General features: G+C 39.5%; 20 protein-coding genes and 1 tRNA gene. 12 read left to right on the plus strand and 9 right to left on the minus strand.

Going from position 1 to position 16,858, the window contains the following annotated elements; all coding sequences use genetic code 11:
* Positions 1–73: 73 nt before the first annotated feature.
* From ACFI34_RS03070 to ACFI34_RS03115, 10 genes are all read left to right on the plus strand, one after another.
* Positions 74–883, plus strand: a complete 810-nt coding sequence (locus tag ACFI34_RS03070) for a sulfite exporter TauE/SafE family protein (protein WP_462672367.1) — start codon at positions 74–76, stop codon at positions 881–883.
* A gap of 12 nt (positions 884–895) precedes the next feature.
* Positions 896–1,699, plus strand: a complete 804-nt coding sequence (gene lgt / locus ACFI34_RS03075) for a prolipoprotein diacylglyceryl transferase (protein ID WP_462672368.1) — start codon at positions 896–898, stop codon at positions 1,697–1,699.
* A gap of 7 nt (positions 1,700–1,706) precedes the next feature.
* A complete protein-coding gene (locus ACFI34_RS03080) occupies positions 1,707–2,558 on the plus strand; it encodes a thymidylate synthase (protein WP_462672369.1) in 852 nt (283 codons plus the stop codon).
* Positions 2,559–2,579: 21 nt separating this feature from the next.
* Positions 2,580–3,458 (plus strand): UTP--glucose-1-phosphate uridylyltransferase GalU, encoded by an 879-nt coding sequence (gene galU, locus ACFI34_RS03085; RefSeq protein WP_462672370.1) that lies wholly within the window; start codon positions 2,580–2,582, stop codon positions 3,456–3,458.
* A 339-nt stretch (positions 3,459–3,797) separates the two neighbouring features.
* Entirely contained in the window at positions 3,798–4,487 is a 690-nt protein-coding gene (locus tag ACFI34_RS03090) for an SPOR domain-containing protein (protein WP_462672371.1), read from the plus strand.
* Positions 4,488–4,564: 77 nt separating this feature from the next.
* Positions 4,565–5,164 (plus strand): SPOR domain-containing protein, encoded by a 600-nt coding sequence (locus tag ACFI34_RS03095; protein WP_039036552.1) that lies wholly within the window; start codon positions 4,565–4,567, stop codon positions 5,162–5,164.
* A 48-nt stretch (positions 5,165–5,212) separates the two neighbouring features.
* The gene (locus ACFI34_RS03100; protein WP_462672372.1) at positions 5,213–5,806 is read left to right on the plus strand and encodes a FlgO family outer membrane protein; all 594 of its coding nucleotides are present in this window, start codon (positions 5,213–5,215) and stop codon (positions 5,804–5,806) included.
* Positions 5,807–5,819: 13 nt separating this feature from the next.
* Positions 5,820–6,512: a FlgO family outer membrane protein gene (locus ACFI34_RS03105; RefSeq protein WP_462672373.1), complete on the plus strand. Its 693-nt coding sequence runs from the start codon at positions 5,820–5,822 to the stop codon at positions 6,510–6,512.
* A 7-nt stretch (positions 6,513–6,519) separates the two neighbouring features.
* Positions 6,520–7,212, plus strand: a complete 693-nt coding sequence (locus ACFI34_RS03110) for a FlgO family outer membrane protein (protein WP_462672374.1) — start codon at positions 6,520–6,522, stop codon at positions 7,210–7,212.
* Positions 7,213–7,287: 75 nt separating this feature from the next.
* A tRNA-Arg gene (locus ACFI34_RS03115) sits at positions 7,288–7,362 on the plus strand.
* Between the two features lie 163 nt (positions 7,363–7,525).
* Here ACFI34_RS03115 and ACFI34_RS03120 read toward each other — a convergent pair.
* The 5 genes from ACFI34_RS03120 to ACFI34_RS03140 all read right to left on the minus strand — a co-directional run bounded on the left by ACFI34_RS03120 (position 7,526) and on the right by ACFI34_RS03140 (position 12,213).
* Positions 7,526–8,077, minus strand: coding sequence for a hypothetical protein (locus ACFI34_RS03120; RefSeq protein ID WP_008132696.1), 552 nt, complete (start codon positions 8,075–8,077; stop codon positions 7,526–7,528).
* 128 nt (positions 8,078–8,205) lie between these two features.
* Positions 8,206–8,508, minus strand: coding sequence for a hypothetical protein (locus tag ACFI34_RS03125; RefSeq protein WP_006793678.1), 303 nt, complete (start codon positions 8,506–8,508; stop codon positions 8,206–8,208).
* A gap of 397 nt (positions 8,509–8,905) precedes the next feature.
* Positions 8,906–9,838, minus strand: a complete 933-nt coding sequence (locus ACFI34_RS03130; protein ID WP_462672375.1) for an exopolyphosphatase — start codon at positions 9,836–9,838, stop codon at positions 8,906–8,908.
* 145 nt (positions 9,839–9,983) lie between these two features.
* On the minus strand, positions 9,984–11,432 hold the full coding sequence (locus tag ACFI34_RS03135; RefSeq protein ID WP_462672376.1) for a dihydrolipoyl dehydrogenase: 1,449 nt from the start codon (positions 11,430–11,432) through the stop codon (positions 9,984–9,986).
* A gap of 52 nt (positions 11,433–11,484) precedes the next feature.
* Positions 11,485–12,213, minus strand: coding sequence for a glutathione peroxidase (locus ACFI34_RS03140; protein ID WP_010555882.1), 729 nt, complete (start codon positions 12,211–12,213; stop codon positions 11,485–11,487).
* A gap of 111 nt (positions 12,214–12,324) precedes the next feature.
* On the opposite strand from ACFI34_RS03140, the gene ACFI34_RS03145 reads away from it, so the two are divergent.
* On the plus strand, positions 12,325–13,224 hold the full coding sequence (locus tag ACFI34_RS03145) for a LysR substrate-binding domain-containing protein (RefSeq protein ID WP_462672377.1): 900 nt from the start codon (positions 12,325–12,327) through the stop codon (positions 13,222–13,224).
* On the opposite strand, the gene ACFI34_RS03150 is transcribed toward ACFI34_RS03145, so the two are convergent.
* A complete protein-coding gene (locus ACFI34_RS03150; protein ID WP_462672378.1) occupies positions 13,221–14,414 on the minus strand; it encodes a flagellar assembly protein FlgT in 1,194 nt (397 codons plus the stop codon). The genes ACFI34_RS03145 and ACFI34_RS03150 overlap by 4 nt on opposite strands.
* A 139-nt stretch (positions 14,415–14,553) precedes the next feature.
* On the opposite strand from ACFI34_RS03150, the gene ACFI34_RS03155 reads away from it, so the two are divergent.
* On the plus strand, positions 14,554–15,012 hold the full coding sequence (locus ACFI34_RS03155) for an LPP20 family lipoprotein (RefSeq protein WP_462672465.1): 459 nt from the start codon (positions 14,554–14,556) through the stop codon (positions 15,010–15,012).
* Between the two features lie 243 nt (positions 15,013–15,255).
* Here ACFI34_RS03155 and flgN read toward each other — a convergent pair whose 3' ends face one another.
* The 3 genes from flgN to flgA form a co-directional block, all read right to left on the minus strand.
* Complete coding sequence (gene flgN / locus ACFI34_RS03160) at positions 15,256–15,687, minus strand: flagellar export chaperone FlgN (protein WP_462672379.1); 432 nt, start codon at positions 15,685–15,687, stop codon at positions 15,256–15,258.
* Positions 15,680–16,000, minus strand: coding sequence for a flagellar biosynthesis anti-sigma factor FlgM (flgM, locus tag ACFI34_RS03165; protein ID WP_462672380.1), 321 nt, complete (start codon positions 15,998–16,000; stop codon positions 15,680–15,682). The genes flgN and flgM overlap by 8 nt, the downstream gene beginning before the upstream one ends.
* A 75-nt stretch (positions 16,001–16,075) precedes the next feature.
* The gene (gene flgA, locus ACFI34_RS03170) at positions 16,076–16,783 is read right to left on the minus strand and encodes a flagellar basal body P-ring formation chaperone FlgA (RefSeq protein ID WP_462672381.1); all 708 of its coding nucleotides are present in this window, start codon (positions 16,781–16,783) and stop codon (positions 16,076–16,078) included.
* Positions 16,784–16,858: the final 75 nt, after the last annotated feature.

Here is a 16,858-nt window from a genome sequence, read left to right on the forward strand (position 1 = left end):
ATTTTAATTCGCAGATGCTATTCGTTTTATAATCCTTTAACATATAAGCCTTCAAAAGGTATTTGAGATAACTATGTATGACTTAGGTTTGTTGGTCGCATGTTGCGCGCTACTAGGCTGTATTGTTGGTTTTTTAGCAGGATTATTAGGTATTGGCGGCGGGTTAATAATTGTGCCTGCACTGAGCACATTGCTGATTTTATTTAATGTTACATCTGCAGAACATGTTGTGGTTATTTCGATTGCGACCTCTTTGGCCTCTATTTTATTTACTTCTACGTCTTCAGCATTGGCTCATCATAAAAATGATAATGTGCCTTGGCATGTTGCACCTTGGGTTATGGCTGGTGTAGCCGTAGGGGCTTTAATTAGTGGCTTTGCCGCAAGCTTAATACCGGAGCAGTTACTTCGTAGTGTATTTGCAGTAAGTGTTGTATTTATTGCAGCTAGAATGGCGCTATCATCACGTAATAATCCCTCATCAACTAAGCCGCTCCCACCGGGTCCTATTTTAGGGTGTATTTCCGCTATTATGGGTGGTTTATCGGGCTTGATTGGTATTGGTGGTGGAGCGTTAATTGTGCCTATGCTCAATTACTTTTCTATTGATATAAGAAAAGCCATTGGCTGCGCTGCCGTTTCGGGCATTGTAATTGCCTTATTTGGCTCTATTGGCTACATTAGCGCGGGTTGGAAGGTGACCGACTTAGCACACGGTTTTACAGGGTTTGTATATTTACCTGCGTTATTTGGTATTGTTATTACGTCGTGGTTTGCGGCGCCTCACGGGGCTAAAGCAACTCATTATTTACCTGTTAATACAATAAAGAAAGTTTTCGCGGTACTGCTTGTTGTTATCGCAATTAAAATGGTTTTTAGCTAAAGGTTTATTTTTATGGCACTTGAGTTTCCTCAAATCGATCCAATTATTTTTTCGATTGGACCACTGAGCGTACGTTGGTACGGATTGATGTATTTAATTGGTTTTGCATTTGCGATGTGGTTTGCAAATCGTCAAGCGGCAAAGCCTAATTCTGGCTGGACCAAAGAGCAGGTAAGTGATCTATTATTCTATGGCATGTTAGGGGTCATACTTGGTGGTCGCATTGGCTATGTATTGTTTTACCAATTTAGTTATTTTTTAGAAAACCCGCTTTACTTATTTCGCATCGATCAGGGCGGTATGTCGTTTCATGGTGGTACGCTGGGCGTAATTTCAGCCGTTGCTATTTTTTCATGGACACGTAAAAAGTCACTTCTGCAAGTTGGCGATTTTGTAGCGCCACTGGTACCAGTGGGGTTATTAGCCGGGCGTATAGGTAATTTTATAAATGGTGAGTTATGGGGGCGCGTGTCAGACGTACCTTGGGCTATGGTATTTCCAACCGGCGGGCCGCTTGCTCGCCACCCTTCGCAGTTGTACGAAGCCTTTTTTGAAGGGCTCGTTTTATTTTTAATTATGCTATGGTTTATTAAAAAAACCCGCCCTGCGGGCAGTGTTGGCGGTTTATTTTTATTAGGTTACGGTGTGTTTAGGTTTGGTATTGAATACTTCCGCCAACCAGATGCGCAACTAGGCTTATTTGCCGACTTTATCTCTATGGGTCAAATACTGTCACTCCCTATGATTATCGGTGGTTTAGGTTTATTAATTTGGGCATATAAAAGCCCGCAGCAAGTAACAGCAGCAAAGGCATAATAAAAGCATGAAACAATATTTAAAATTATGTCAGCGTATTGTTGACGAAGGTCAATGGGTAGAAAACAAACGCACAGGCACACGTTGTTTAACCGTTATAAACGCCGATTTAGAGTATGATGTAGCAAACAATCAGTTCCCGATGATCACCACGCGAAAAAGCTACTATAAAGCGGCCATTGCAGAGTTACTTGGCTATTTGCGAGGCTACGATAGCGCAGCGCAATTTCGTCAAATTGGCTGTAAAACATGGGATGCCAATGCCAACGATAACCAAGCCTGGCTTAATAATCCAAACCGAAAAGGTGAAGATGATATGGGGCGGGTTTACGGTGTTCAAGGGCGAGGTTGGCAACGCCCTGATGGTTCAACACTCGATCAGCTAGCAAAAGTAATTAACAATTTAAAAAATGGCATTGATGATCGTGGTGAAATAATCACGTTTTATAACCCAGGAGAGTTTGAACTGGGTTGTTTAAGACCTTGTATGCACACACATACGTTTTCACTATTAGGTGATACGCTTTACTTAACATCTTATCAGCGCAGCTGCGATGTCCCTCTAGGGCTAAATTTTAATCAAATTCAATGCTTTGTGTTGCTTGCTCTGGTCGCTCAAATTACCGGCCATAAACCGGGTAAGGCATATCATAAAATAGCTAATGCTCATATTTACGAAAATCAGCTCGAGTTAATGCGCGACGTACAGCTTAAACGCGAACCATTTGAATCGCCTAAGCTTACAATTAACCCAAAGATTAAGTCACTAGAAGACATAGAAACCTGGGTTACCCGAGACGACTTTGAGGTAACTGGCTATCAATGCCATGACGCAATTCAATATCCATTTTCAGTATAATAACCGATTAAGGAAAACAACATGAAAGCAGTGATCCCAGTAGCGGGCCTTGGTACACGTATGCTGCCAGCCACTAAAGCAATTCCTAAAGAGATGCTTCCTGTAGTAGACCGTCCTTTAATACAATACGTAGTTAACGAAGCGGTTTGTGCAGGCATAAAAGAAATTGTACTTGTAACGCACTCAAGTAAAAACTCTATCGAAAACCATTTTGATACCAGCTTTGAGTTAGAAGCAACGCTTGAAAAGCGTGTTAAGCGGCAATTGCTTGCCGAAGTGCAAGCTATATGCCCTAAAGACGTAACAATAATTCATGTGCGCCAAGGCGAAGCAAAAGGGCTAGGCCACGCTATTAATTGCGCCGCGCCAATTATTGGTAATGAACCATTTGTGGTTATTTTACCCGATGTGATCATAGACGACGTTGAAAGCGATCTTAAAAAAGACAACCTTGCCGAGATGATCGCTCATTTTGAACAAACAAAACACAGCCAAATTATGGTAGAGCCGGTACCAATGCAGGAAGTCGATAAGTTTGGTGTGGTGGATTTAGGTGGCACCGAAATAGCGCAAGGTGAAAGCTCGCCTATTATTAACATGGTAGAAAAGCCACCTGTTGACGAGGCACCTTCAAACCTAGCCGTGGTAGGGCGTTATGTATTAAGTGAAAATATTTGGCCGCTACTGGCAAAAACTCCACAAGGTGCTGGCGATGAAATTCAGCTTACCGATGCTATCGCCATGCTTATGCAAAGTGAAAAAGTAGATGCTTACGCAATGAAAGGCCGAAGCCACGATTGTGGTAGTAAAATTGGTTATTTAAAAGCAACCATTGAGTTTGCACTTCGTCGTGACGAATTTGCCGATGAGCTAAAAACGTTTATTAAAACACTTATATAACTGTTTACAATTAATCAGCAAAAGGCGCCTAATTAGGCGCCTTTTTTATTGTTTTTTGCATAATTTGTTTTTTTAATGTAAAAATTAGAATAGTTTTGATTACTTTACAGACATAATGTAATTTATGTTGTAATGTTTATTTTAAGTGGCATTAAAATTGTATTGAAAAGTGTTCTCATGGAGGAGTCAAAAAAACATAAGTCTATTGAATTAAATACGTTTATGTATATAAAGTGCTAGGTTGTGGCTCGAAAATTTAAAGTAAGGTTAAACGCTTTCTAAAGAGGATGTTTAACTGAAATGTAAGTGTGATTACACTGCTTTCAGGACAGCAAATAAATGTTAATAAATAATAAAAACATAACAGGATTACTTTTAAGCCTGCTGATACTGCTATTTGGTACAGCATGCGCGATTACACCTGAAGTAAAATCAGTCTCCACACCTGAAAAGCAAACCAATTCACCCGAGTATGTACCTATTACTGCATTAGAGCTTGCTCAGTTAAAAGATGCAGCATTGCAATGGCAGCAAGCCAGAGCAGGTATAGAGCGTATTTTAAAGCTAGAAAAAGAAATTACCTACCTTGTTAATCACATAGATATTATTAACAGTAAAGCAATAGCTCAGTCTAATCAGCCTACAAGCAACTCGTACAGCACGCGAACAATTCACAATCAGCAAGCTGCAAGGTCACGTAGCCAAAGTGTTAACCAATACAGAAACAAAAAGCAGACAGTTAAGCTTAATACACCAAGGCATATTTTTGCTTTGCAAGTAGCATCGGTTGACTCAGAAAAAGACATCGCAAAAGCGTGGAAAGAGCTAAACACCAAAGCTGCCCCCTTATTCAGAAAAAAAATACTGACCAATGTTGAAACCGCAAAAATTAACAAAAAAACGTTTTACAGGCTTAAGTTAGGTTCGTACCAAAATCTAAAAAATGCCAAAGCAGACTGCGAAGTATTTAAAGTATACAAGCTCGATTGCATAGTGAGTAACTACACAGATAAACCTGTAAAGCTGTAGTTAAAATAGAAACTTGCTAAAATTTTTTTTATCCATAAAATACCTGACCATAATCAAAAGGATGGTAGGTAAAAAGTATGGTTATTAAAAAGGAATTTATAAACACTTTATTTTGTATTGGGGTTTTGCTCGTTATAACAGGGTGTACTTCATATAAAAAAGCGCCACCGAGTTCAACAACACCAAACACTGTCCTTATTTCAAGCGAGGATTTAAAAGCGCTCAAACAGTCTGCAAATGAGTGGAAAACAGTTGAGCCTAAAGTTAACGATTTGCTTGAATTAGAAGGCCAGCTTTCAAAGCTAACGACTCGTTTAAAAGCCATTGACGAAACCAATACGGCTGGAACAAACAACGCTCAAACAACCACTCCAACAGAAAGTATTTTAAAAAGCGACCAGGCATTTTTCGCTATTCAAGTAGCAGCGTTTAACAGTAAAATTAAATTAAACAAGGCACTGGCTAATTTAAAACGTAAAATACCGACGTTTTTTGATACTAATATAGCTGTTAATATTGAAACTAAAGTAATAAAAACCAATACGTTTTATCGTTTAAAGTTAGGCGCATACAGAACAAATAAACAAGCAACAACCGCTTGCGAAGCATTAAAACAGCAAAAAATTAATTGTTTTGTCACCTATTATACGCAGGAAAAACCACAACCAACCCTCTAGGCATAATAATTGCTTAGTCTCTTGTATGATCACAAGAGGATGGCAACTATGCGCCTTTTACTACCCTTATTATTAATTAACTTGGCCGCGTGCAGTTTAATTCCTGAACCCGAGCCAAGTATAAGCACATATGCCCCAAAAGCAGCGATGGCACCTTATACAGTAAGTGACTATGTACACAACTTAACTGTGCAATTAAGTCATTTAAAAGGTCCATTAAGCAACAATACTCGCATAGGTGTGAGTAGCTTTTACTTTGCAGATGCGCTCGACACTAAGCTAATGACGCAGCAAGCGTCGGGCTTAAGCCAACAAATACAAGAAAGTATACTCACTAAAATGACGCAAATGGGTTATCACACGGTCGAATACCGCTTAGCAAATAACCTACACTTATCTCATAACGCCGATAGTGCGTTAACGCGTAACTTAGAACAGCTACGAGAGCGCCAAAATATTGACTTTATAATTACAGGCACCGTCACACGCCAACAGCATGCATACATTGTCAATGCGCGCATGGTTAACATTAGCAACAAACAAGTTTTATCTGCTGGTAGTACCGAGATCCCAATAAATGTAATGTGGGGTAATGAAAAAATTCAGCAGCGCGATGGCTTACTTTATCGCAGTGAATATTAACGAGGAGCACACAATGAGAAACTTATTAATCACGCTATGTTTGCCTTTAGGATTTGGTTGTTCGCAAATAACGAACACAACTAGCACCGACTCAGCGGTTGCGCAAAGTAACCAAGGAGCGCAACTGGCAACAAGCCAACGCAAAGTGAGTGCTCCAGTTAATCACGATAACATGTTTCAGTCGGGATTAGCTCAGCAAACTAACTACACTAAATCGACGCCGCCAATGCATAAAAATATAAACCACTATGTGCGCGGAATAATGCAAGATATGGTCGAAAATCTACAATACGTAAATGATAAAACACCACTAGCGGTATCAAGCTTTGTATTTTTAGACGACGATTACAGTAATGGCAGTTTATTAGGGAATCAAATTGCAGAAAGCTTTATGCATGAGCTCCATAATTTTGGTGTACCGGTCATTGATTTTAAAACCACCGATTATGTGCGTGTAACGCAAACCGGCGACTTTGTATTTAGCCGCGACTACCTAGAGCTCGACCCAGAACAAAATTTTCAATACGTATTGGCAGGCACATTAGTAAGCCATCAAGGCGGAGTTTTAGTAAATGCACGAATTGTTGGCTTAACAAGTAAAGCGGTTGTTGGTTCGGCGCAAGGGTTTTTACCGCAATCAGTGATTGATGCGTTAAATGGCAACTACCGTACCGATGGCATTATGCTAAAACAAGCGAGTGAGTGAGGTGAGTATGCGCTTTACACTAAACACCAATTTACACACGCTTTTGCTAGCAGGGCTAGTCGTTGCTCTATCTGGCTGCTCACTTACACACCACCATATGCGTGATTCAAATACAAACACAACAACGCAAGCAAGTAACGACTACATGCTAAATGGTGCTTACGATGTACAAACACACAACCAAACTGTGCAACCAAGCAATGATTACGATGCGTCAAAACCTTTTAAGCCCCTAAAGCACCATAAAACGCTCGTTAATTACGTAGAGCAAATGGCATTAGACTTAGTTGACACACTAGAGTACGACGCAGAGGCCGATACACAGGTTAATATTGCTGTTAGTACATTGGTAAATTTTGACTCGTCACTCAATAAAAGTAACCAGTTAGGTAACCAAATATCCGAAACATTAATCCATCAATTACAAAAGTTTGGTTACAGTGTGGTTGATTTTAAAACCACCAGCACAATAGACGTAAACAGACGCGGTGATTTTGTGTTTTCACGAAATATCAAAAAGCTGAGTGAAGATCATATGGCAAGCCATGTATTAGCGGGCACCTTAATTTACAGAGAAAACGGTGTGGTAATAAATACACGCGTTATAAATGTTAACACCAAACAGATTGTGGCCAGCAGCCGAGAGCTTATTCCGCATTATGTACTAAGCAAAGAAGACATATATTTATCAAGTAATTAACTCATACTCCCATTGATTTAAACCTTGATATAAAAAACCAGATGCCGTTATAATTTAACCCTAGCACACCGCTGTGGCCTCTTAGTTAAATGGATATAACGGCCCCCTCCTAAGGGGCAGTTGCAGGTTCGATTCCTGCAGGGGCTGCCAATAAAATCAATGAGTTACATGGCTTTCTTTTTCTTTCGCTTATTTTTTATAGCACATTTATAGCATCGTAAATTGAAATATAAATAATTAGCGCTGTCCTTTTATTAAAATAGCCAAATTACATTCAGTCTGCTTTGTGCCATGAGCGGTCATTGGTAACGCGCTATTCAGCCGAGCCGTTGTTTGGCGTTGGCTGCATTTGCTTGTTAGCTTGAATATACTCTAGTCCCAATTCTTTTTTGCATATATCTCCGCTCTCAAACTTTTCATCAGAATAAAATAGTGCACCAATTATCTTATTATTTGTTGGGTTAAGAGACACACTTAACGAATCAACTCCCTTCGTTTCATTGCGATTAATTTTTAAAGTCAAAGAGGTTTGGTTTTCTGCGCGTTGCATTTTAACGTGTGTAACAGAAGAAACTTGGTAAAAAGCAGGATACAGAATTAAAGAAGAACTGAACGCGTTAATTAAAGCTTGTTTATCATTCCACTCTGGAGTTGATTTCTTATACCTTTCCATTGCAGTTAAGTAATCATGATATTCATCTATTCGATCAGCAGAGTGATAACTTTTTGATAGGTTCTTAACGTCATAAATATAATTATTGATTTGAATAAGCTCATCACTTGAGCATACGTTAGCGAAACTCCCTGCTGTGAAAGTCGAACTTAGTAGCAATACTAAATGACTAAGTTTCATATTTGAAAACATACGCCTCCCTTCAAGCTAACACCCACATAAGGGGCGGTAACACATGGGCTAAAATTAGGAGCGAAGTGACGCAGCCCATGTGTTAGCGTCCCAGCGAAGCGACTTAATGTGTTTGTTATATTTGTGGCTTATTCAAACTGCTGTTTGTCCCACGGTTGATTTTTGTCTTCTCTGAATGCGTCCCAGCCTTTAGGTAGATCTGCAAGCTCAATCATTTCTGGAAATTTGCTAATAAAACACCCCATACAAATTACCATGCCGTCATCGGGGTCATCCGTAGTGTTGCACATAAACTGCCACCCATCATCTATGTAATGATTAACTTGGATTATTGGCTCCAATCTTTCATAGACAAATTTGGTAGTTACTGCAGCAGAGTCTATTGGGCAACTGAAAGGCCATTCATCTTCTTTAAAGGTGTGCTTATGCATAATTTCCCAGACAAATATAACAATTTAATAGTGCGCTCATCGCGCATATTTCTGCCGACTTAACGCTCACTTATCTACTTTTAACAAATAACCTAGGGTATTACTATCACTAAGTTTTCTAAAACTTTTCAGTAAAGTTAAATGGAACAATATGGGCGCGTCGCTCATTTACATGAATATATGTGCAAAGAGCAGTTTGACCAATCAAGTAACTACGATATTTAGTCAACCTCAACGTCTGCTAATCGCCGCCCTTAAAAACCTAAGATACTAATAATTATTAAGTTGAAGCATTAGCAAAACAGTTTCTTATAGCTAAAAATTTATAACTACACATAAAAAAGCGAGTAAATGAAAATTTACTCGCTTTTTTATTTTGATATTTAATCGTTAGTAATTAACCATCATTAGTGATTTTATCGATCAGCTCAGTGAGTACTATGTCGGCTTGGCTGGTCTCTACTTGGCAGGTTCCTGCATTTAAGTGGCCGCCGCCGCCGTATTTAAGGCATAACTCACCTACGTTTGTGTTTGAGCTGCGGTTAGTAATTGACTTACCAATTGCATACACTACGTTTTGCTTTTTAAGCCCCCACATTTTATGAATTGAAATATTGCAGTCGGGGTACATAGCGTAAATTACAAAGCGGTTGGTGGCGTAAATGGTTTCTTCTTGGGTTAGATCTAGCACTACTAGGTTTTTATGCACTGTTGCACATTGTGTTATTTGTGCTTTTGCTTTTTCGTTGTGCTCATTATAAAGCGCAACTCGCTCTGCAACATCTTCCATTTGCAAAATGTCGTCGATGCTTTGATTTTTACATGCATCAATGAGCTTCATCATTAACTGGTAGTTTGAAATTTTGAATTCGCGAAAGCGGCCTAGGCCTGTGCGGGCATCCATTATAAAGTTCATTAACACCCAGTCGGTTGGATTGAGTATTTCATCTTTAGAAAACTTAGCTGCGTCGCCTTTATCTACAGCGTCCATCATATCTACTGAAATATTAGGAAATTTTTCGGCGCCGCCGTAGTAGTCGTAAACGACTCGCGCAGCTGAAGGCGCTTTAGGGTCAATTATGTGATTTTTAATGTCGCTTGCGTTTCGAACGGTTTCACTTAAGTGGTGGTCAAATGCTATGTGACAACCCGCTACGTAGGGAAGGTTAGTGGTAATATCGTTAGCGGTGATGTCTATTTTTCCATCTTGCATGTCTTTTGGGTGTACAAACAAAATGTCATCAATTAGATCTAAATCTTTTAGTAGTACAGCACATACAAGGCCATCAAAATCGCTACGAGTGACTAGTCTAAATTTATTATTGGGCATAGCTATTCCATCTTTTTAATTAAATTACGTATTCAGTGTAACAGCTAAACTATTTTTTGAGATACCAGTGCTTAAAAATTATATAAATAAAAAAGCCAAAACAGACGTTTTGGCTTTTTGATAGCAAGTGTTTATTTTTTGTAAGTTATGCGCCAGGGCCACATTCCATACAGTGGTTAATGATATCTGGGCCAAACTTAAGCTTAGCGTTTAAGTCGCGCAGTGCGGTGCGTAAGCCTTCTTCAATAACCGGGTGGTAATATGGCATATTAAGCATTTGTGGTACGGTCATTTTGTTTTGTACTGCCCATGCAAGCAGATGCGCTATGTGCTCGGCTTGTGGGCCAATAAATTCGGCGCCTAAAAATAAGCCGGTGCCTTGCTCTGCGTATACGCGCATATGGCCCTTATTTTTAAGCATTACGCGGCTTCTGCCTTGGTTTTCAAAGCTGACTTCGCCCACTTCAAAACAGCCACATGAGCCTAAACGGTCTGTTATTTGGGTAAAGCTTTCACCTACCATGGCAATTTGTGGGTCGCTGAATACAGCGGCAATTTTGGCCCTGCGTAGGCCAATGCGTATATCTGGGAAACGCCCTGCATTTTGCCCTGCGATGGTTCCCTGATCAGACGCTTCATGAAGTAGCGGTATCATGTTGCTTGCATCGCCGGCTATAAATATGTTTGATTCGCCACATTGCATTGTGTGCGGATCGGCATGCGGTACACCGCGCTCGTCAAGCTCTATGCCTGTATTTTCGAGGCCCAGTTTGTCAACATTGGGCACTCGGCCTGTTGCGGCTAGTACATAGTCAAACTGTTCAGTGTGTTTTTCACCTTGTTTGTCGGTGTAAGTAAGCTGCGCTTTGTCGCCTATTTGCATCATGTCTGATACGTTTGAGTCGGTATCAACAAAAAACTCTTTTGCAAAAATTGTATTTGCATAGTCTTTTACTACGGGGTCTGTGAGTGGACCAATTGCACCACCTACACCAAATAATTTTACATTAACACCTAAACGGCTAAGTGCTTGACCAATTTCTAGGCCAATTACGCCCGGGCCAAATACGGCAACAGATTCTGGTAGGTCGTTCCAATTGAATACGTCGTCGTTAATGATTAATTTGTCACCAAAATTATTAAATACACCAGGGTAAGAAGGGCGAGAGCCTGTAGCAATAACAAACCGCTTGGCTGTAATAATGGTGTGGTCGTCAATTTGTACACGGTTTGCATCTAAAAATTTAGCGTAACCTTTAATTTTGTCTTCGTCTGGAAGTTCATCTACGGCTTCTACTACAAAACCAGCAAAACGATCGCGTTCACTTTTAACGCGTGCCATAACTGCTTTGCCGTCTATCACTGGCTTTGAGCTATGCACACCAAATGCAGGTGCCATTTCAATAGCGTGCGCAGCTTCTGCAGCAGCTATTAATAATTTGCTTGGCATACACCCAACCCGTGCGCAGGTTGTGCCATAGGGACCTGATTCGATCATAAGTACGTTAGGGGTAAACTGTTTAGCATTTCGGTATGCACTGAGTCCTGCGGTACCTGCGCCTATAACTACTACGTCGGTTTGCAATTGTTTCATTGTATTTTCCTTTAATAAATAGGGGCACTTGGCCCCTATTTAGTATTACTTATTAAGCAAAGTATTTTTCTAGGTCGTCTGAGCCACCAATGTGTTTCCCACCAATAAATACTTGTGGAACGGTGTCGCGGCCAGAGATTGCTTTTAGGCTTGTTAATGATGCACCTGCACCCATAACAATTTCTTCATAGGCAAAGCCTTTTTCTGTAAGAAGCTCTTTTGCTTTTTTACAGAATGGACAACCGGGCTTAGTGAAAACGCTCACTGGCTCAGGCTTAGCTTGTTTAGGGTTGATGTAATCAAGCATGGTGTCTGCATCAGACACTTCAAACGGGTCGCCTGGAAGGTCTGGTTCGATAAACATTTTTTCAATTACGCCATCTTTTACCAGCATAGAGTATCTCCAGCTGCGCTTTCCAAAGCCTAAATCGTTTTTGTCTACTAACATGCCCATGCCGTCTGTAAACTCGCCATTGCCGTCTGGTAGTAAAGTAATGTTTTGCGCTTCTTGGTGCTCAGCCCATGCATTCATTACAAATGTATCGTTAACTGACAAACATACAATTTCATCTACGCCATTTTGCTTAAACACACCAGCTAGCTCGTTGTAGCGAGGAAGGTGAGTAGATGAACATGTTGGGGTGAATGCGCCTGGCAGTGAAAATACAGCGACTGTTCTGCCTTTAAAAATTTCGTCTGTTGTTACCGATTTCCATTCGTCATTTTGACGTGTTGCAAATGTAACGTTTGGGATTGTTTGACCTTCAATATTCTTTAACATGGTTTAGTTCCTCTTGATTTGTTAAAGCCATTATGGCGAAAATTTAAATATAGTTCTAATCGTTTGTTTGTATTAAACTGATAGTCAAAAGCTATCAGGGTGGAGCTGAACATGAACTTAAAAGACTTTGAATACGTTAAAGCCATAGCGCAACATAAACATTTTCGTAAAGCAGCCGATGCGTGCTTTGTTAGCCAACCTACACTGAGTGGACAGGTTAAAAAGCTTGAACAAACCTTAGGTGTTACTTTATTTGACCGCTCAACCAAACAAGTAACTCTAACTGCTAAAGGTGTACGTTTATTAGCGCAAATAGAGATTATTTTAGAGCAAACTCAAATACTCAAAGAGCTGGCTTCTGCCTCTAATGAACCATTACAAGGTAAGATAACAATTGGTATTATTCCAACTATTGCGCCGTATTTATTGCCAACTTTGTTAACCTCAATGAAAGAAGCATTTGTAGATAGCCAATTTGCATTTATTGAAATGCAAACAGCCACCATATTAGATGCGCTTAACAATGGTGAGCTTGATTTTGCAATTTTGGCCGATGTAGCTGAGCTTAATCATTACCACACTATTCCACTTTATAAAGAAGACTTTTTAGTCGCTGTTTCAAAAGATAACGCGCTGGCTAAGCATAAAAAAGTCGCGCTTAGCGATCTTCAGGGTTGCAGCCTATTAATGTTAAGTGATGGCCATTGCTTTAAAGATCAAGCCCAAAAGTTTTGTTTTTCAGCAGGGGTTGATGTGTCTAATCAATATAAAGGCAACAGTTTAGAGACGTTACTTGCGCTGGTGGCAATGGATGATGGCGTTACTTTTGTGCCAAAGTTAGCTTGCACACAGCGAACGGGTATTAATTATATGCCTATATTTCCCAATCAGCAGCGTAATGTCGTGTTTGCATGCAGAAAGCATTATCCGCATTTGGCAGGGGTTGAGCAGTTGGGTGAGTGGTTGTCGGCTCACCCTAATTTAAAAACACAGCTTGCTAAAGCGCTTTAAAGATCTTGGCTTATTACTTCAACTACATCGTTGATTTGTACGCCGGGTAGGGGCTGGTCGTCAATGCTTACTGCAACCGCAGTTTGTTGATATAACTGCTCTACACGTATTTTGTTAAGTGTTGTAGTAGTGTGAGGCATTACATTACCAGCTGCATCAGTTAGGTAGTTATGGTGTGCAATGCTCAGCATTTGCCCTTTTTTTAGGCCATGTGCTTTACCTAAATTAATTACTATTTTGCTGTTTTCTATATGCATTATTTTACCTTGCGTTGGAAAGCAGGCTAATACAGCTTGTAAGTCATAACTTAGGGTTTGATTTATATCTTGTATACTTTGACCGTAGGGTGATTGCCAAAATTTATCACTGTTTACATCAATGATGGCGGTTTTTTCGAATGGCCAAGTGCCTTGGCCCTGATAACTATTGCTCCAAAGCTGCTCATAGGTTGTGCCATTAAAAAGGCTAAACTCTATTTTGTAGTTGCGTTGGTAGCTATCGTCTTGCCAAAAAGCATAATCACTATTGAGTTTATCGCTTGTTGATAGGTCTGTAATTTGGCTCAGTAATACGTACTGAGCGTTGGTGCGAGTTGATATTTCTTCTAGCTGAATTTTTGAGTAGTCGTACTGCTGCGAAAAGTAATTATCTACATTTAAAGGCATATTGTAATAAGCAACGGGTAGGGTGCTCATTTTTGATTTTTGTAAGGTGGTGAATATTCGTTTGCTAATTGCTTTGTTTACGTCAAATATTTGACCCATTCTAGCTTGCTCTCGATGAACCAGCTGACTTTGTGTTACGGCAACAAACTTGTTAAGGCTGCTTTGCGGGCATTGCTCTGTTTGCGCAAATATATCTAAACGCAGGGTAATGGCAAATTTATTGTCGTATTTATTTTCACTTACAAGTTCAATTTTTTGAATTTCGCCGTGGCTACTAATTTTTAACTGATCTTGCATTAATACGCCGTCTACCAAGGTTTGTACTGAGCTGACACGCGCCCCAGAAAAAACTAACGCTTGAGTTATGGCATCTTTTATAGCTGCTGATTTGGCCGCGCTTATGTCGTCGTTTTGAATAAGTGCGTGCCCTGTAGATTCATACCACTGCGCATTTGAAAAAGTCGAAAACGTAAATAACGCAGTTGCGCTTAATCCTGCAAATGCCTTTAATAAAAACGATTTCATACTTATTGCTCCAAATAAACGTTAGCTTTATCTTGAGGCAGCAAGGACTGTACCAATGTTATTAATCAATAAAAATAACGTTATAAATGGCATTAAACATGCATATACCACCGTAATTAATTTACTAGGGCACAAAATTATGCGAGCAATTTCATTAGTTATTACACTTGGGTGTTTAAGCTTGAGTGGGTGCAGCAGCGTGTTTGATAAGCATGTTGAGTACAAATATGTTGAGCCTAATAATTACCCGGTATTAAAAGCGGTAGGTTATGCACCTATTAGTTTACAAAAAGGGGCAAGCGCTTCACAAAAGCAGCTTATGGCTATTAAAGCCTCTAAACTTGAAGCATACAGAGAGCTTACAGAGCAAGTATATGGGCAAAAGGTAACTGCGGGTATAAGCGTAGAAAACGCAGTCGCTAAGGATGATTATCTAGAAAGCAAAGTGCAGGGCGTTATTAAAGGTGCACAAATAATAAAAACGTATGCAGTAGACGACACATACGTAACTGAGCTGGAACTCAATATGAAGCGCGTGCATGATCTATATATTGGCGAAATAAAACCACGTGAAGTAAAAAAAGTAACGTACTACTGATAAATTTTCATTCGCAATTAACTTTACAGCTATACGATTAGTACATAGACAAGTTAGAGTTTTAAATATAAAGCAGTATGAATATTATAATGCGTCAACTAAACAGTCTCACCTGAGTACAATAAACCTTATTCAAAAAGGTTGACGCAGCTTGGCTCTTTTTTGGGTTTTCAAGTTTATGAGACTAATAATTAGAAGATTTAAATATCTAAAAGTAGATAATTTGGCTGAAGCGTTATCAGTTTATGCTTTTAAATTTCTGACAAGCTGACCATTAGTGTTAACTTCACCGCCAGACTGATTATATGTGGTGGACGATGGAGCACCAATTAAAATGTTTTTTAGTTGTTTGACGCTAAGCTGTGCCTGATGTGCTGCATGCGCGTTTACTTCGTTTTGTTTTTGGCATTTCTCTAACTTACTGCGAACTTGGGCTATAAGCTCGGGAAGCTCTTCAGACTGCTCGTCATTCTTTGCAAGTAACTTGTTCAGCTCTTGGTCTAAGGTATTTAGCTTGGTTAAAAAAGTCATTTTTTGTTGGGTAATTTCTTTTAAACCTTCACCTCTCCTTGAGGCAATAGCTGTTAGCTCGTCGTTTAATAAAACAGCGAGAGAATCTAAACACTTATCTTGCTCGTTTAGCTTAACAATAATTAAGCTATTATGATCAGCCATAGACATCAAACTCGAAGTTAGCTAAATTTTTAGCAAGCTTTTCACTGTCTATTTGGTACTTACCTTCAGTGATTGCTTTTTTTAGCTCGGCAACTTTATTACTGTCAAAACCAGAAGATTGCTGTGCTTTTTCTTGCAGTGTTTTTAATTGCTGTGCCTGTGGTGTTAAGCTTACAGAATCGCTAGCAGCTTTAGGTGTTGCCGATTGAGCCGCTTGTGTATTTGCATTATCTCTTTGCAAATCAACCTTTTGTTGTTTAGCATTAGCTAAAGCGCTTGGTTGTTGATTACCTGAATTTACTTGATTAACCATAATAAAAATCCATAATTTACCCAACTAATACCAGTATATCGGCATATCTTTAGTAAACTTTAATATTATTTTCAATTAAATATTTACCTGTACAGACTCTACACCATCTACACGCGCATTTAAAACTTTACCTGTTTTTTTGTTCTCTACAAGTATTTGTTCGCCCAAAGTACCATCTTCAAGCGCAACACCGGTCGTTTTTATCTGTAAGCCTTTAGTGCTTGCATAAATATTAATTGCATCACCTTTGCATACCATACATATTTGATTGAGCAATATTGGCATACCTTCGCGAATGTTGCGTTTACTTCGACTGCCAATAAGTGCTTTAGGATCGTCTTGATATTGCACTCTTACAAAGTGTGTCGGTTTCATCTCAACAGTTAGGTGAGCGCTGGTTATTACTTCACCCCGCGCAATATTATCAGTTGTAACAACAACGGGTGCCATTTTTAGCACCTTTATATGTACGTATTGTGCCCAGCTTTGTGGATCGTCGCATTTTACTTGTATTGTAATTTGTCTGTTAAACGGTGGTTCACTTGATGAAATAATATCAGGTGTCGTTGAACAAGCACGATCAGGTATACGGCTGTCTAACGGCAATGCACTGAGGTGTATTTGCTCACTATCGTGTTCGCCAATTTGCTCAGCAATGTATTTTACAGCCATTTCTTGTAGTGAGGCTTTAGTAAATACTTGTGCAGATACAGGGAATGCCATTCCTAGGCTAGTAACAAAATAAAAAACACTGTATCTTTTGATTTTTTTTAACAAACTCATAATGTTTCGACTATGCTTATGGTTTCAAACAGGGTATAAATATTTTGCGTCAAAATTAAGACGCTCCCACGATGT

The organism is Pseudoalteromonas sp. PSi26 (assembly GCF_054960575.1).

Excerpts from the sequence above, each read along its gene's own strand:
- ACFI34_RS03130 (WP_462672375.1), bottom strand. The coding sequence starts at position 9,838 with ATGCCCAATAATAAATTTAGACTAGTCACTCGTAGCGATTTTGATGGC.
- ACFI34_RS03105 (WP_462672373.1), top strand. The coding sequence starts at position 5,820 with ATGAGAAACTTATTAATCACGCTATGTTTGCCTTTAGGATTTGGTTGT.
- flgA (WP_462672381.1), bottom strand. The coding sequence starts at position 16,783 with ATGAGTTTGTTAAAAAAAATCAAAAGATACAGTGTTTTTTATTTTGTT.
- ACFI34_RS03110 (WP_462672374.1), top strand. The coding sequence starts at position 6,520 with ATGCGCTTTACACTAAACACCAATTTACACACGCTTTTGCTAGCAGGG.
- ACFI34_RS03120 (WP_008132696.1), bottom strand. The coding sequence starts at position 8,077 with ATGTTTTCAAATATGAAACTTAGTCATTTAGTATTGCTACTAAGTTCG.
- ACFI34_RS03140 (WP_010555882.1), bottom strand. The coding sequence starts at position 12,213 with ATGTTAAAGAATATTGAAGGTCAAACAATCCCAAACGTTACATTTGCA.
- ACFI34_RS03125 (WP_006793678.1), bottom strand. The coding sequence starts at position 8,508 with ATGCATAAGCACACCTTTAAAGAAGATGAATGGCCTTTCAGTTGCCCA.
- ACFI34_RS03155 (WP_462672465.1), top strand. The coding sequence starts at position 14,554 with ATGCGAGCAATTTCATTAGTTATTACACTTGGGTGTTTAAGCTTGAGT.
- ACFI34_RS03095 (WP_039036552.1), top strand. The coding sequence starts at position 4,565 with ATGGTTATTAAAAAGGAATTTATAAACACTTTATTTTGTATTGGGGTT.
- ACFI34_RS03070 (WP_462672367.1), top strand. The coding sequence starts at position 74 with ATGTATGACTTAGGTTTGTTGGTCGCATGTTGCGCGCTACTAGGCTGT.
- lgt (WP_462672368.1), top strand. The coding sequence starts at position 896 with ATGGCACTTGAGTTTCCTCAAATCGATCCAATTATTTTTTCGATTGGA.
- ACFI34_RS03080 (WP_462672369.1), top strand. The coding sequence starts at position 1,707 with ATGAAACAATATTTAAAATTATGTCAGCGTATTGTTGACGAAGGTCAA.
- ACFI34_RS03100 (WP_462672372.1), top strand. The coding sequence starts at position 5,213 with ATGCGCCTTTTACTACCCTTATTATTAATTAACTTGGCCGCGTGCAGT.
- flgN (WP_462672379.1), bottom strand. The coding sequence starts at position 15,687 with ATGGCTGATCATAATAGCTTAATTATTGTTAAGCTAAACGAGCAAGAT.
- ACFI34_RS03090 (WP_462672371.1), top strand. The coding sequence starts at position 3,798 with ATGTTAATAAATAATAAAAACATAACAGGATTACTTTTAAGCCTGCTG.
- flgM (WP_462672380.1), bottom strand. The coding sequence starts at position 16,000 with ATGGTTAATCAAGTAAATTCAGGTAATCAACAACCAAGCGCTTTAGCT.
- ACFI34_RS03150 (WP_462672378.1), bottom strand. The coding sequence starts at position 14,414 with ATGAAATCGTTTTTATTAAAGGCATTTGCAGGATTAAGCGCAACTGCG.
- ACFI34_RS03145 (WP_462672377.1), top strand. The coding sequence starts at position 12,325 with ATGAACTTAAAAGACTTTGAATACGTTAAAGCCATAGCGCAACATAAA.
- ACFI34_RS03135 (WP_462672376.1), bottom strand. The coding sequence starts at position 11,432 with ATGAAACAATTGCAAACCGACGTAGTAGTTATAGGCGCAGGTACCGCA.
- galU (WP_462672370.1), top strand. The coding sequence starts at position 2,580 with ATGAAAGCAGTGATCCCAGTAGCGGGCCTTGGTACACGTATGCTGCCA.